This window comes from Aminobacter niigataensis (assembly GCF_014200015.1).
In the GTDB taxonomy this organism is placed as follows: Bacteria; Pseudomonadota; Alphaproteobacteria; order Rhizobiales; family Rhizobiaceae; genus Aminobacter; species Aminobacter niigataensis.
In genome coordinates this window covers 398,082-412,321 of the sequence record NZ_JACHOT010000003.1, presented here as the reverse complement: position 1 = coordinate 412,321, position 14,240 = coordinate 398,082, and the positions used below count along the sequence as shown (strand labels likewise).

Sequence of the window (14,240 nt, the reverse complement as noted above, 5' to 3'; positions counted from 1 at the left end):
ATGACACTTGGCTACGGACATACCGAGACCGGCGCGCGCGACAGTGCCGGCTCGTCCAGATGGAGGAAAAATTGAAGAAGTCTGTTTTGGCCGCCCTGGCGGTACTTGCGCTTTCCGGCACCGCCTTCGCCGACACCATCAAGGTCGGCGTCGTCGGTCCGTTCTCCGGCCCGTTCGCCATCCAGGGCAAGAACTTCAAGGCCGGCATCGACGCCTGGATCGCGCTCAACGGCGCCAAGGTCGGCGACGACGACATCGAGATCGTCTACCGCGACCTGCCGGCTGCCGACCCGGCCCAGTCCAAGGCGCTGGCCCAGGAACTGGTCGTCAAGGAAGGTGTGCAGTATCTCGCAGGCTTCTATTTCACCCCTGACGCGATGGCGGTCACCCCGCTGCTCGAGCAGGCCAACGTGCCGCTGGTCGTCATGAACGCCGCCACCTCGGCGATCGTCACCAAGAGCCCGCTGGTCGTGCGCACCTCCTTCACCACCTGGCAGACCTCGGCGCCGATGGCCAAGGTCGCCAAGGAGCGAGGCGTCAAGAAGGTCATCACCGTGGTCTCCGACTACGGCCCGGGTGTCGATTCCGAGAACGCCTTCAAGACCACCTTCACCGCTGAAGGCGGCGAGGTTGTCGATTCCGTCCGCATGCCGCTGTCGACCAACGACTTCAGCCCGATCATGCAGCGCGTCAAGGATTCCGGCGCCGATGCGGTCTTCGCCTTCCTGCCGTCGGGCCCGACCACGCTCGGCTTCGTCAAGGCCTACAATGACAACGGCCTTGCCAAGGCAGGCGTGCAGTTCCTCGCACCCGGCGACCTGACGCAGGAGTCCGATCTGCCGGCGCTCGGCGAAGCCGCATCCGGATTGCTCACCACCTTCCACTACGCCGTCTCGCATGACTCGGCCGAGAACAAGAAGTTCGTCGAGGCCGCGCACAAGGCTATCGGCAATCCGGCCGAACTGTCCTTCCCCTCGGTCGGTGCCTATGACGGCATGCACGTCATCTACAAGATGATCGAGGCCACCGGCGGCGAGCAGGACGCCCAGAAGGCGGTCGACGCCGTCAAGGGCCTTGCCTGGGAAAGCCCGCGCGGACCGGTCTCCATCGATCCCGACAGCCGTCACATGACGCAGAACATCTATCTGCGCGAGGTCGCCAAGGCCGAGGACGGCACCTTCTACAACAAGGAAATCGCGACCTTCGAAAAGCAGGGCGACCCCGGCCTTGCGGCTCTGAAGTAACAGCGTTACGCCAACGACAGGGCCCGGATGCCTGACGCGTCCGGGCCGCTGCTGGATCAATCGATGCAAACCGTTCTCAGCGTTGGGATCGACGCCCTTGCCTATGGCATGGTGCTGTTCGTCATCTCGATAGGACTTTCGGTGACCATGGGCCTGATGCGCGTGGTCAACCTCGCCCATGGCGCATTCGCCATGATCGGCGGCTACATCGCTTCTTACGCCACCCAGACGCTCGGCTTCGGCTACGGCGTCGCCATCCTCGCCGCGGTGGTCGGCACCATTATCATCGCCATCCCGGTCGAGCGGTTCCTCTACCGCCGCATCTATGGCGCGCCCGAGCTTACCCAGGTGCTGATGACCATCGGCATCACCTTCTGCGTCATCGGCATCGCCAACTACGTCTTCGGCCCGACGCTGAAGACCATTCCTTTGCCCGAGACGCTGCGCGGTCCGGTCGATCTCGGCTTCCGCTCGATTGCCGCTCACAAGCTGTTCGCCATCGCCTGCGGCGTCGCCGTTGCCGGCGCGCTCTGGTACCTGATCGAAAGGACGTCCTTCGGCGTCAAGCTGCGCGCCTCGGTCGACAATGCCGCCATGGCTGCATCGCTGGGCGTGCGTACACGGATCGTCTATGCCGTCAGCTTCGCGGTTGCCGTCGGCCTCGCCGCCTTCGGTGGCATTGTCGGCGCCGAGCTACTTCCGATCGAGCCCTATTACGCGCTGCGCTACATGGTGACCTTCCTCGTCGTCGTGTCTGTCGGTGGTGCGGGCTCCATTCCCGGCGCGCTGCTTGCCTGCCTGCTGCTCGGCGCCATCGACACCACCGGCCGCTATCTCCTGCCGGAATATGGCGAGTTCTTCTTCTACCTCGCCGTCATCGCCATCGTCTGCGTCTTCCCGCGCGGCCTTTTGGGCAGGAGAAGCTAGATGGCTGCCATCGAAACCACCTCCGCCGCCAAGCCTGAGGCCGCCGCTCGCCCGAACTGGCTCAAGCGCGATCTCCTCGGCCTCGCAGTCATCCTGGCCGTGGCCGCCATCGGCTACTTCCTGTTCCCCAACAATCTGGCGCTGCTGACGCGTATCCTGGGTGTTGCACTGCTGGTGCTGTCGATCGATCTCGTCACCGGTTTCTGCGGTGTCGCCACGCTCGGCCATGCCGCACTCTTCGGCGCTGGTGCCTATGCCTCGGGCATCGCCGCGGTGCATTTCGGCATCACCGATCCGCTGCTGATGGTCGTGGTTGGTGCCATTGGTGGCGCTGTTGCCGGCATCGTCTCAGGCGCGGTCATCCTGCGCGGTCATGGGCTGGCGCAACTGGTACTGTCGATCGCCGTCGTCCACCTGTTCCACGAGGCTGCCAACAAGGCCTCCGTGTATACCGGTGGTAGCGACGGCCTGTCGGGCATTTCGCCCGACCCGATCTTCGGTATCTTCGCCTTCGACCTCTGGGGCCGCACGGCCTACGGCTTCGCCGTCGCGCTGGTGGTCATCGCCTTCATCGTGCTGCGGCTGATCACCCGTTCGCCCTTCGGCATGCTTTGCCGCGGCATCAAGGAAGACCCGATCCGCATCCGCGCCATGGGCGCATCGGTCCAGGGCACGCTGCTCAAGATGTATGTCATCTCGGGCGCGGTGGCGGGCACAGGCGGCGCGCTCAACGCCATCTCCACCCAGGTCGTCGGCCTCGACTCGCTCAGCTTCACGCTCTCCGCCGAAGCGCTGGTGATGCTCGTGCTTGGCGGCACCGGCTCGCTCTATGGCGCGCTGATCGGCACTGTCAGCTTCATGTGGTTCGAGGATTTCGTCTCGGCGGCCAATCCGTTCCACTGGCTCACCATCGTCGGTGCGCTTCTGATCGCCGTGGTGCTGTTCGCGCCGCGTGGGCTCTATGGCACGGCGCTCACGCTTGCCGATCGCTTCAGGGGGAACGGCAAATGAGCCCGGTCTTCCAGGTCCAGAACCTCAACAAGGCGTTCGGCGGACTGGCCGTCACGCAGGACGTGTCGATCACCATGAACCCCGGCGACCGCGTGGCCCTGATCGGCCCCAACGGCGCCGGCAAGACCACCTTCGTCAATCTCGTCACCGGCCATCTCGATCCCGATTCCGGCAAGGTTCTGCTCGGCGGCAACGATGTCACCTCACTGGGGCCGACGCCGCGTGTCCGCCAGGGCCTCGTCCGCTCGTTCCAGGTCACGCGCCTGTTTCCCGACATGACGCCGGAAGAACACCTGGCGCTCGCCGTGATGCAGCGCACCGGCCGCACCGGCGCGATCTTCGGCCACTACCAGGCCAAGGCGGACGTCATGGCCGAGGTCGCCGAACTGCTGCGCACGCTCGGCCTCGATCACATCGCCACCCGCAAGGTCGCCGAGATCGCCTATGGCCAGCAGCGCCTGCTCGAGATCGCGCTCGCCCTGGCGCTCAAGCCTAAGGTGCTGCTGCTCGATGAGCCGGCCGCCGGCGTGCCTCAGAGCGACACGCCGCGCATCGAGGCCGCCCTTGCCGGCCTGCCGTCCGACCTCGCCGTGCTGATGATCGAGCACGACATGGATCTCGTTTTTCGCTTCGCCAGGCGTGTCATCGTGCTCGCCGCCGGCGCCATCATCTTCGACGGTTCGCCGCAGGACGTCACCAGGGACGCCCGTGTGCGTGAAGCCTATCTCGGAAGCTACGCCAATGACCGCAGCGCCGCTTGAAGTCGCCGATCTGAGCGCCGGCTACGGCCCGACGCGCGTGCTGGAGAATGTCTCCTTCTCCGTGCCGGCGGGGGCGCGGCTTGCCGTGCTCGGCCGCAACGGCATGGGCAAGACGACGTTGCTCGCCACCATCGCCGGCCAGACCAGGCGCTATGGCGGTTCGATCCGCCTCGGCGGCACCGATCTCAGTAGCCAGGAAAGCTCGGCGCGTGCCCGCAGCGGTCTCGGCTACGTGCCGCAGGCGCGCTGCATCTTTCCCTCGCTCACCGTCGAGGAAAACCTCTTCGTCGGGCTCAAGGGTCGCGACCGCTCGGCGATCGAGGAAGCCTACCAGATGTTCCCGCGCCTCAAGGAGCGTCGCAGGAACCTCGGCTCCCAGCTTTCCGGCGGCGAACAGCAGATGTTGTCCACTGCCCGCACCATCCTCGGCAAGCCGACCGTGCTGTTGCTCGACGAACCTCTGGAGGGCCTGGCGCCCGTCATCTGCGAAGAGCTGATGGTGGCGTTCTCGCAACTGGCCTCGGGCGGCGAGATGACCGTCGTGCTGGTCGAGCAGCGCATTCAGAGCGCGCTTGATTTCGCCGACCGCGCCATCATCCTCGAGCGCGGCCGCATCGCCTGGTCGGGCACGCCTGCGGAGCTGTCCGCCCAGCCCGAAGTGGTGGAAAAGCTGCTCGGCGTTGGCGGCCTGCACTGAGCCGCCGAAAAACGCTCGCTACCCGACAGCTGCCTCGGCAGCCTCGGTCGTCGGTGTCGCCTCGCTCGGCTCCTTGATCCTGAACCAGGCGACATAGAGCGCGGGCAGGAACAGCAGCGTGATCGCGGTGCCGGCCAGGATGCCGCCCATCATCGCATAGGCCATCGGCGCCCAGAAAACCTCGCGCGCGATCGGGATCAGCGCCAGACTGGCTGCGGCAGCGGTCAGCGCAATCGGCCGCATGCGGTGCTCCGAGGCTTCGATCACGGCGTGCCATTTGTCTGTGCCTGTGGCGATCAGCTCCTCGATCTGCACGATCAGGATCACCGAGTTGCGGATCAGGATGCCGACCAGCGCCAGCACCCCGAGCAGCGCCACGAAGCCGAGCGGCTGTCCGGTCGGCACCAGCGCCGCCACCACGCCGATCAGCCCCAGCGGCGCCACAGCGACCACCAGGAACAACCGCTGGAAGCTTTGCAGCTGGATCATCAGCACCGTCGCCATAATGAACAGCATCAGCGGCACGACGGCAATGATCGGACCCTGGCTGTTCACGCTTTCCTCGACCGAGCCGCCGGTCACTACCGCGTAGCCTGCCGGCAGCTTGGCGGCGAAAGCCTCGACCGCGGGCTTGAGCTCTGCAACCACGGTGTCGGGCAAGGTGTCGCCGACCATGCCGGCCTTGACGGTGATGGTGGGCATCCGGCTGCGCCGCCAGATCGTCGGTTGTTCCAGTTCGTAGCGGAAATCGGCGACCGTCGCGAGTGGGATCGCCTCGCCGTTGCCGGTTGGGATCTGCAGGTTGCGCAGCGTCTCGATCGAGCCGCGCTCGACGTCCTGGGCCCGCACCACCACGTTGATCAGGTAGGTCGCGTCGCGCACCTGGGTGATCGCCACGCCGCCGACCACGCTGTTCATCGCGCTGGCGATATCTTCGGAGGTGATGCCGAGCTGGCGCGCCTTGTCCTGCAGCACCTCGACCTTGAGCACGCGCGACGGCTCGTTCCAGTCGAAGCTCGGCGCCTGAATCTTCGGATTGGCGGAGATGATGCCGGCCAGCTGCTGCGACAGGGTCCGTACCGTCTGCACGTCGGGACCGCTGACGCGATATTGCACCGGCCGGCCCACCGGGGGCCCGAGTTCCAGCGTCTTGACGAAGGCGTCGGTGCCGACGAACTGTTCCCGCAGGATCTTCTCGATCGCCGGCTGCACCCGATGCCGCGCTTCCAGATCCTTGGTGACGATGACCGTCTGGCCGAAATAGGGATTGGCCGGCTGCACGTCGTAGGCCAGCACGAAGCGCACCGCGCCCTGGCCGATATACGAGCTCCAGTGGTCGATATCGGCGTTGCCCTTCAGCGCGATCTCCTCGAAATGCTCGATCTCGGCGCGCGTCTCTGCGATCGAGCTGTTGTGCGGCAGGTTCCAGTCGACGATCAGTTCGGGCCGGTCGGAGGGCGGGAAGAACTGCTGCTGCACGAAGGTCAGCCCGACGACCGACAACGCGAACAGCACGACGGTGGCGATGATGGTGAACCAGTGGCGGCGCACGGCCCAATTGAGGATGCGGGAGAAGCCAGCGGCAACGCGGCCCGGCCGCTCGTCGTGCTTCTTCATCGTTGCCGGCAGGAGCGTGACGCCGAGCAGCGGCGCAAACAGCACCGCCACGATCCATGACAAGAGCAGCGACACCGCGATGACGACGAACAGCGTGTAGGTGTATTCGCCGGCCTGGCTGCTGTTCAGCCCGATCGGCACGAAACCGGCGACGGTGACCAGCGTGCCGGTCAGCATCGGAAACGCCGTCGAGGTGTAGACGTAGGTCGCCGCTTTCCTCAGCGAGTCGCCGACCTCCAGCCGCGCTACCATCATCTCCACCGCAATCATCGCATCGTCGACAAGAAGTCCCAGCGCGATGATCAGCGCGCCGAGCGAGATGCGCTGCAGCGAGATGCCCAGATAGGCCATGACCAGGAAGGTGATCGCCAGCACCAGCGGGATCGACAGCGCGACAACGAAGCCGGCGCGCATGCCCAGGCTGATGAAGGAAACGGCGAGCACGATCGCGACGGCCTCGAACAGCGCCCGCGTGAAGCCGGAGACGGCATGCTCGACAATGGCCGGCTGGTCGGCAACCTGGTGCACGCCGACGCCGATCGGCAGTTCGCCCGTCACCTCATGCATCAGCTCCTTCAGCGCTTCGCCGAATTCCAGCAGGTTGGCGTTGGGCTTCATGCCTATCGCCAGCCCGATCGCCGGCTCGCCATTGACCCGGAACAGCGCGGTCGGCGGATCGACATAGCCGCGGCTGATGGTGGCGACGTCGCTCAGCCGGAAGAAGCGGTCGTTGACCCTGAGGTTGATTGCCCTCAGGCTTTCCTCCGAGGTGAACTGGCCGCCGACGCGCACCGCAATGCGTTCCGACCCGGCCTGGATGACGCCCGACGGCGCAATCGCGTTCTGCGATTGCAGGCTGGCGATGACCGCCTGCTGGTTGAGGCCGAGCGCCGCGATCTGGCGTGTCGAGAATTCGAGATAGATGACCTCGTCCTGGGCGCCGATCAGCTCCACCTTGCCGGCATTCGGAATGGTCAGGATGCGGGTGCGCACCGTCTCGACATGGTCGCGCAGCTGGCGCATCGACAGCCCGTCCGATGTGAAGGCATAGACGTTGCCGAACACGTCGCCGAAGCGGTCGTTGAAGAACGGCCCCTGCACCCCTTGCGGGAAGTTGGGCCTCAGGTCGCCCACCATGTTGCGGACCTGAACCCAGGTCGGGGCGACGTCGCGCGCCTTGGTCGTCGGCTTGAGGTTGACGAAGATGATCGTCTGGCCGGCGGTGGTCACGCTGCGGCTGAAGTCGAGGCTTTCCAGCTCCTCGAGCTTCTTCTCGATCCGGTCGGTCACCTGCCTGGTCGTCTCGTCGACCGAGGCGCCCGGCCAGTTGGCCTGGATCAGCATGGTCTTGATGGTGAAGCTCGGGTCTTCCTCGCGGCCGAGGTTGAGATAGGCGAACACCCCGGCGATCGTGAAGATCAGCATGAAATACCAGACCATCGAGCGGTGGCTCAGTGCCCAGTCGGAAAGATTGAAACCCTTCACGCTACGCCCCCTCTGGAATGCGGACCTTCTGGCCTTCTGCGAGGCTGTTCACCCCGGCAGTCACCACCCGCGTCCCCGCCGTCAAGCCGTCCACGGTGAAGCTGGCGCCATCCTTTGCCTTGACCTCGATATCCTGCAGGCTGACCGTCGACGCAGCCTGGTCGACGACCCAGACGAAACTCTTGCCATCCTTCTCCAGAAGCGCCGACAGCGGCAGGTCGATCGCCTCGTCGGCCTTCAATACCGGCACGGCCGTCACCGTCGAACCCAGCCGGAAGGCGGTCGGCGGGTCGGTCAGCGCCAGCCGCACCCGCCGGGTCCGTGTCGACGCATCGGCCTGCGGCGCGATCTCGCGGACATGCGCCTTGGTGCGCAGCGACAGCGCCGATTGCAGCGACACTTCGAATTCGACGCCTTCCTTCAGTTCGCTCGCCATCTGGTCGGGAACGTCCACCACCGCCTCGCGGGCGTCGGAGCGCGCCACGGTCACCACCATCTGTCCGGGCGAAACGGTCTGGCCGACTTCGGCGCCGGTAGCGGTGACGATGCCGTCGAAATCGGAGAACAGCCGGGCATAGCCGAGTTGTTCCTGTGCCTTGGCAAGGGCAGCGCGCGCCCTTTCGACGTTGGCAGCAGCCGAATCAAGTGCCTGCTTGGCGGAATCGTAGACTGCCTGCGAGGTGTTGGATTCCTGGAGCAGGGTGCGCTGGCGTTCTTCGCTCGCCGAGGCGTTGGCGAACTGCGCCTCGGCGGTCGACAGGTCGGCGCGTGCCGACTGCATGGAAAGCTCCAGCGCCAGCGGGTCGATGGCCGCGAGCGTTGTGCCCTTGGCGACCTGGTCGCCGACGCCGACGTCGCGCGCCACCAGCCGCCCGAGCAGGCGGAAGGCGAGGTCTGCGGAAAATTCCGGCTGGATGGTGCCGGCGAAACCCTGCACCGTCCGTGCATGCGGTTCGACGACGATGGACAGCACCGGGCGGATCACCTCGGGAGGCGGGGTCTGTTCCTGGCTGCAGCCGGCCAGTGCCAGCACGGCCATCAGGCCGATCGGCGCGAGTGATCTCATGGTGCCACCTCCACCACCTGGCCGGGGCTCAGCAATTGGCCGCCTTGCGCGACGACGGTTTGCCCCGCCTCCAGTCCCTTCGACACGACCACGACGCCGGAAGCGAATGACAGCACCTCGATCGGCACCATCGCCACCGCCTTGCTGCCGGGGTCGACGGTCCACACGGCCGGCCGGCCATTCTCCGACATCAGCGCCTGCCACGGCAGCACGATGGCCTGTTGTGGCTTGGCGGTGATCGTGCCTGTAATCGCCGCGCCGAGCGGCATCTGTGCCGGCGTGTCGGGCACCGCCACCTTGACGCGGATCGAGCCGGAGGCCGGGTCGACGGCGGGCGAGACCTCGCGCACTTCGCCTGTCGCCTCGATCTTCGGGTCGGAGATCAATGATATCCTGACCACCGGCGCCACCGGGGTCCGGGCAACCATGGCCTCGTCGACGTTGAACACCGCGTCGCGGTCGCCGTCCTCGGCAACGGTGAACACCGTCTGTGCCGCCTGCACCACCTGGCCGACCTCGATCGTCCGTGCCGTCACCACGCCGGACGCACTGGCCTTCAATTCGGTATAGCCCAGCCTGTCCTTGGCATTGGCAAGCTGGCTCTGCGCGGCTTCGACCCCGTTTCGCGCCACGCGCAGGGACTGTTCGGCGAGGTCATATTCGCGCCGCGTCGTGAAGCCCTGGGCCAGCAGGGTCTTCTGGCGGTCGAAGGCGGCTGAGGCCTGCCGCAGCTGCGCGTCAGCAGAATCGAGGCTGGCTTGCGCCGCGCGCACGTCGGACTGCTGCTCCTGCGGATCGAGCCTGGCCAGCACCTCGCCCTTCTCGACGCGTTGGCCGACATCGACCGTGCGTTCCGAGACGCGCCCGCCGACCTGGAACGACAGGCTGTTGAGCGTGCGGGCGGCAATCACGCCGGTCAGCGACGTCGCCGGGGCGAAGTCGGACAGCTTCACCTCAATCGCGCGGACCACCACCGGCAGCCGTTCGGCCGCCTCCTGCTTCTGGCAGGCGGCCAGCGGCAATGAAAGGCAAAGGGCAAGCAAGGCGAGCGAGGATGTCGAATTGGCGCGGGCAGGCGTTCTGCCATGAGTGCCTGACGGGTTCGGGTTCGCGGAAGTCATGTACATCCCCCAAAATCGCTTCGCCTCAGGCTACGACGGAGAATTCCATCCGGCAACGGCTAGCCGAATTTCTTGTCAGGCCGGTGACGGGTGTTTTGGATCACGGTTTGCGGAGGGTAACACGGGTGTGATGTTTGCCGGATTTGGACACGGAACCCGAGCGATTCCGGTGCGTTGAAAGGGGTTGCAGAGCATCGGACCCGAAGTGGGGAGCCGGTTTGGGGAGATCGGATGCTCAAGGAATGGACGTCGGAGGCCCTTATGGATCGCATGCTCTTTGACAGTCCGGTTTCGATTCGCATCGGACCGGAAAGCACCCAACGCGAGGTCACGACCGTCAAGGGTGCCTACGAGGCGCTGGTTGATTGGCCGCACGCCAAGCGCAGCGGCCCGCTCTACCGCGAGGCGGTCGAGACGGTCTCGGCGGCGCTCGCCGGCACCCGCTCGCACAAGGCGGCGCGGCAGGCACTCGTCGCTGCTGCCGAGGAGATCGGCATCCTGGTCTGACCCACTTGCCATGTTTCCGGCGCCGCCCGTTCGCCGCACGGCGAACGGCACCGCCCCTGTATGCCGCAAAGACGGGCAGGACATTTCCTCGCCGGCCGGGTTTTGCAGTATAAATTAACTCTACAGAGTTTGTAGATTTTATCATTCTGAATGGGCATCGTCATTCAACCCCGAGGGGGAAGCCCATGTCAGATTTCACGCGCCGTGCCTTGCTCGCCACCGTTGCCGCTCTGTCTATTGCGCCGTCCGTCGGCTCTCTCCATGCCGAGGACCTCAAGATCACCATCGCCTACCAGACAGTGGTCGAGCCCTCGAAAGTGCCGCAAGCCGATGGCGCCTATGAGGCTGCCACCAAGGCCAGCATCGACTGGCGCAAGTTCGATTCCGGCGCCGATGTCATTGCCGCCATCGCATCCGGCGCGGTCGACATCGGCTATGTCGGCTCGAGCCCGCTGGCCGCTGCCGCCAGCCGCCAGCTGCCGATCGAGACCATCTTTGTCGTCGGCCTGATCGGCGAATCCGAAGCACTCGTCGCCCGCGACGGTGCAGGCATCGAGAAGGCCGCCGATCTCGCCGGCAGGAAGGTCGCCGTGCCCTTCGTCTCGACCACGCACTACAGCCTGCTTGCCGCCCTCAAACACGAGGGCGTCGATCCCAAGTCGGTCGAAATCCTCAATCTGCGCCCGCCGGAAATCGCCGCCGCCTGGCAGCGCGGCGACATCGACGCGGCTTACGTCTGGGATCCGGCGCTCGGCCAGATCAAGACCTCGGGCAAGGTCGTGCTCGACTCGGCGAAGGTCGCCGAATGGGGCGCGCCGACCTTCGACGCCTGGATCGTCCGCGCCGACTTCGCCGAGAAGAACCCGGCCGCCGTGCGCGACTTCGTCAAGGTGACCGGTGCGGCCTATGCCGAATTCCTCGCCAAGCCGGAAGCCTGGGATAAGGGCTCGCCGCAGGCCGAGAAGATCGCCCGCCTGACCGGTGCCAAGGTCGAGGAAGTGTCGGCTCTGCTCAAGGGCTACGTCTTCCCGACGCTGGAAGAACAGGCCTCGGTCAAGTTCCTCGGCGGCGACACGGTCAAGGCGGTCGCGGCGACCTCGGCTTTCCTCAAGGAGCAGGGCAAGATCGACGCCGTTCAGCCTGACTATTCGAAATACGTGACGTCGAAATACGTCACCGAGGCGCTCGCCTCCAACTGAGGCGCCAGCCGGCCCGCGTCCTCCCGCGTGGGCACAGACCCCGGCCGGCTCCTCCCGGCCGGGGCATCCCCTTTTCCAGGAGACCCAACGATGTCGACGCTTACGCTCAGCAACATCGCCGTGCGCTATTCCGGGCAGCCTCGGCCGGCGGTCGAGGGTGCATCGCTCTCCGTCGGCCAGGGCGAGTTCGTCGTGCTCACCGGACGTTCCGGCTGCGGCAAGTCGACCTTGCTTAACGCCGCCGCGGGCCTGGTTGTGCCCGAGCACGGCGAGGTCTCGGTCGACGGCCGGCCGATCGAGGGGCCAGGGGCCGACCGCGCCGTCGTCTTCCAGAGCGACGCGCTGTTTCCCTGGTTCTCGGCGCGCGACAACGTCGCTTTCGCGCTGAGAGTGCGCGGCATCGGTGAGCGGCAGCGCCACGCCCTCGCCAACGAACTGCTCAGGCGCGTCCGGCTCGACGGCCTCGGCGACAAGCCGGTTTGGGAGATGTCGGGCGGCATGCGCCAGCGCGTCGGCCTTGCCCGCGCGCTCGCCGCCGAGCCCGACTTCCTGCTGATGGACGAGCCGCTCGGCGCGCTTGATGCGCTGACGCGCGAGCGCATGCAGACGCTGCTGCTCGACATCTGGGCGCCGGGCAATCTCGGCGTGCTGATGGTCACGCACGGCATCGAGGAAGCGCTGCTGCTCGGCACCCGCGTCGTCGTCATGGCGCCTGATCCCGGCCGCATTGCGCTGAGCTTCGAGGCCGGCTTCAGCCGGCGCTATGCCGCCGGCGAGCCCGTCCGCTCGATCAAGGCCGATCCGGCCTTCACCACAGCCCGGGCCGAGCTTGCCGACGCGATTTTCGAGGGAGAGCCGGCATGACCCTGCTGCAGGCCGAACGCGGCCGGCGCGACCTGGCCGAACCTGAACGCGCGACGGTGCTCTGGCCGCGCAGCGATACACCCCGCCGCGAGCTGTCGTCGCGCACCATCAGCGCCATCACCATCCTGGCAGCCCTCCTGGCATGGACTCTTGTTACCAGGCTCGGGCTGGTCGCGCCGTTGTTCCTGCCGCCGCCGCAGGATGTGTTGGCCAAGTTCTGGACGGTGGCCTCCCAGGGGTTCATCGACGCGACGCTTGCCCAGCATCTGCTCGCTTCGCTGGGGCGCGTCTTGGCAGCACTGGTGGCGGCAACGTTAGTCGGCATTCCGATCGGGCTCGCCATCGGCGCGAGCCGCGTCGGCCGCGGCATCTTCGATCCCGTGCTCGAGTTCCTTCGGCCGATCCCGCCGCTCGCCTACCTGCCGCTGATCATCATCTGGTTCGGCATCGGCGAGTCCGCCAAGGTGCTGGTCATCGCTATTGCCATGGTGGCGCCGATTGCGCTGTCCACCGCCTCGGGCGTACGCAACGTCCAGCAGGATCGTCTCAGTGCGGCCCGCTCGCTCGGCGCGACGCGCCGGCAGGTCATCCGCTTCGTCGTGCTGCCCAGCGCGTTGCCGTCGATCCTCACCGGCCTGCGCATCGCGCTCGGCGCCGGCTGGACCACGCTGGTCGCCGCCGAACTGGTGGCGGCAACGCGCGGCCTCGGCTTCATGATCCAGTCGGCGGCGCAGTTCCTTGTCACCGACGTCGTCGTCATGGGCATCCTGGTCATCGCAGCGGTGGCCTTCGTGCTCGAACTTGGCCTGCGCTTTGTGGAGCGCAGGCTGGTGCCCTGGGCCGGGCGCGACTGACCGTCAGGCGGTGGCGAGTTTGGTCCGGGGCGGGCTTGGCCTGCTGGGCGCGCTGGCTGAGCCAGACGCTGCCGAGCACGACGATCATGCCGAGGATCTGCGCTGCGCTCAACGACTGGCCGAGCACCGACCAGCCGAGCATCACGGCGGTCATCGGGCTGAGGAAGCCGAGCGGCGACACCACTGACGGTTCCAGCTTGGCGATACCGCGGAACCACAGGATGTAGGTCAAGGCCGCACCGATCAGGCCGAGCCAGGCGAGGCCGAGCAGGTTGGCGGTCGTCAGCGGTGGCAGCGAAGGCTCCTGCAACAGCGCTATTGGTAGAAGCAACAGGCCGCCTGCCGTCAGCTGCCATGCGGTGAAGGTCAGCGGTGTGACAGGCGGCTGCCAGCGCCGGCTGAGCACGGTGCCAGCCGCCATCGACACGGCGCCGGCAAGTCCTGCCGCGATGCCGATCGGATCGAGCGCCGCATTCGGCGTCAGGATCAGCAGCGCCACGCCGGCCATGCCGGCAATGGCAGCGATGATCGCCAGCGGGCGGATCGGCGAGCCGAGCAGGGTGCGGGCGAGCAGGATGACAATCAGCGGCTGGATCGCGCCGACCGTTGCCGCCACGCCGCCGGGCAGGCGATAGGCGGCGACGAACAGCAGCCACCAGAAAACAGAGAAGTTGAGCGCGCCGAGCACCAGCACGCGCGCCCACCAGATGCCCTGTGGCAGCTGGCGCACCAGGAGCAACAACAGGAGACCCGCGGGCAGCGCGCGCAGCATCGCCACCGTCAGCGGATAGCCTGCCGGAAGGAACTCGGTCGTCACGATATAGGTGCTGCCCCAGATGGCGGGGGCGATGGCCGTCAGCAGCAGGTCGGAGTTGCGGGACATGGGT

13 protein-coding genes are annotated in these 14,240 nt (G+C 66.5%); 9 read left to right on the top strand and 4 right to left on the bottom strand.

Translation table 11 applies throughout. From position 1 onward, the window contains the following. Positions 1-71 precede the first annotated feature (71 nt). The 5 genes from GGQ99_RS14995 (at position 72) to GGQ99_RS14975 (ending at position 4,640) form a co-directional block, all read left to right on the top strand. Positions 72-1,244 carry an ABC transporter substrate-binding protein gene (locus GGQ99_RS14995; protein WP_183263144.1) on the top strand — a complete coding sequence of 391 codons (1,173 nt, stop codon included), beginning with the start codon at positions 72-74 and terminating at the stop codon, positions 1,242-1,244. Positions 1,245-1,307: 63 nt separating this feature from the next. Further along, positions 1,308-2,171, top strand: coding sequence for a branched-chain amino acid ABC transporter permease (locus tag GGQ99_RS14990; RefSeq protein WP_108609594.1), 864 nt, complete (start codon positions 1,308-1,310; stop codon positions 2,169-2,171). After that, positions 2,172-3,182, top strand: a complete 1,011-nt coding sequence (locus GGQ99_RS14985; protein WP_183263143.1) for a branched-chain amino acid ABC transporter permease — start codon at positions 2,172-2,174, stop codon at positions 3,180-3,182. Beyond that, positions 3,179-3,943 carry an ABC transporter ATP-binding protein gene (locus GGQ99_RS14980; RefSeq protein WP_183263142.1) on the top strand — a complete coding sequence of 255 codons (765 nt, stop codon included), beginning with the start codon at positions 3,179-3,181 and terminating at the stop codon, positions 3,941-3,943. The genes GGQ99_RS14985 and GGQ99_RS14980 overlap by 4 nt, the downstream gene beginning before the upstream one ends. Next, complete coding sequence (locus tag GGQ99_RS14975) at positions 3,924-4,640, top strand: ABC transporter ATP-binding protein (protein ID WP_183263141.1); 717 nt, start codon at positions 3,924-3,926, stop codon at positions 4,638-4,640. Before GGQ99_RS14980 ends, GGQ99_RS14975 begins: the two co-directional genes overlap by 20 nt. A gap of 18 nt (positions 4,641-4,658) precedes the next feature. Here GGQ99_RS14975 and GGQ99_RS14970 read toward each other — a convergent pair whose 3' ends face one another. The 3 genes from GGQ99_RS14970 to GGQ99_RS14960 are packed head-to-tail and all read right to left on the bottom strand — an operon-like array spanning position 4,659 to position 9,935. Continuing rightward, positions 4,659-7,742 (bottom strand): efflux RND transporter permease subunit, encoded by a 3,084-nt coding sequence (locus GGQ99_RS14970; RefSeq protein WP_183263140.1) that lies wholly within the window; start codon positions 7,740-7,742, stop codon positions 4,659-4,661. Between the two features lies 1 nt (position 7,743). Next, a complete protein-coding gene (locus tag GGQ99_RS14965; RefSeq protein ID WP_183263139.1) occupies positions 7,744-8,808 on the bottom strand; it encodes an efflux RND transporter periplasmic adaptor subunit in 1,065 nt (354 codons plus the stop codon). Next, positions 8,805-9,935, bottom strand: a complete 1,131-nt coding sequence (locus GGQ99_RS14960) for an efflux RND transporter periplasmic adaptor subunit (RefSeq protein ID WP_425486808.1) — start codon at positions 9,933-9,935, stop codon at positions 8,805-8,807. The genes GGQ99_RS14965 and GGQ99_RS14960 overlap by 4 nt, the downstream gene beginning before the upstream one ends. A 255-nt stretch (positions 9,936-10,190) precedes the next feature. Between GGQ99_RS14960 and GGQ99_RS14955 the strand changes: the two genes are divergently transcribed. From GGQ99_RS14955 to tauC, 4 genes are all read left to right on the top strand, one after another. Beyond that, on the top strand, positions 10,191-10,436 hold the full coding sequence (locus GGQ99_RS14955) for a DUF982 domain-containing protein (protein ID WP_183263137.1): 246 nt from the start codon (positions 10,191-10,193) through the stop codon (positions 10,434-10,436). Between the two features lie 185 nt (positions 10,437-10,621). Beyond that, entirely contained in the window at positions 10,622-11,635 is a 1,014-nt protein-coding gene (tauA, locus tag GGQ99_RS14950; protein ID WP_183263136.1) for a taurine ABC transporter substrate-binding protein, read from the top strand. Positions 11,636-11,725: 90 nt separating this feature from the next. Continuing rightward, on the top strand, positions 11,726-12,499 hold the full coding sequence (locus tag GGQ99_RS14945; protein ID WP_183263135.1) for a taurine ABC transporter ATP-binding protein: 774 nt from the start codon (positions 11,726-11,728) through the stop codon (positions 12,497-12,499). Beyond that, positions 12,496-13,353, top strand: coding sequence for a taurine ABC transporter permease TauC (tauC, locus tag GGQ99_RS14940; RefSeq protein ID WP_210307886.1), 858 nt, complete (start codon positions 12,496-12,498; stop codon positions 13,351-13,353). Before GGQ99_RS14945 ends, tauC begins: the two co-directional genes overlap by 4 nt. Here the strand turns inward: tauC and GGQ99_RS14935 are convergent. Then, complete coding sequence (locus GGQ99_RS14935) at positions 13,271-14,236, bottom strand: EamA family transporter (protein WP_246389598.1); 966 nt, start codon at positions 14,234-14,236, stop codon at positions 13,271-13,273. The genes tauC and GGQ99_RS14935 overlap by 83 nt on opposite strands. Positions 14,237-14,240 lie beyond the last annotated feature (4 nt).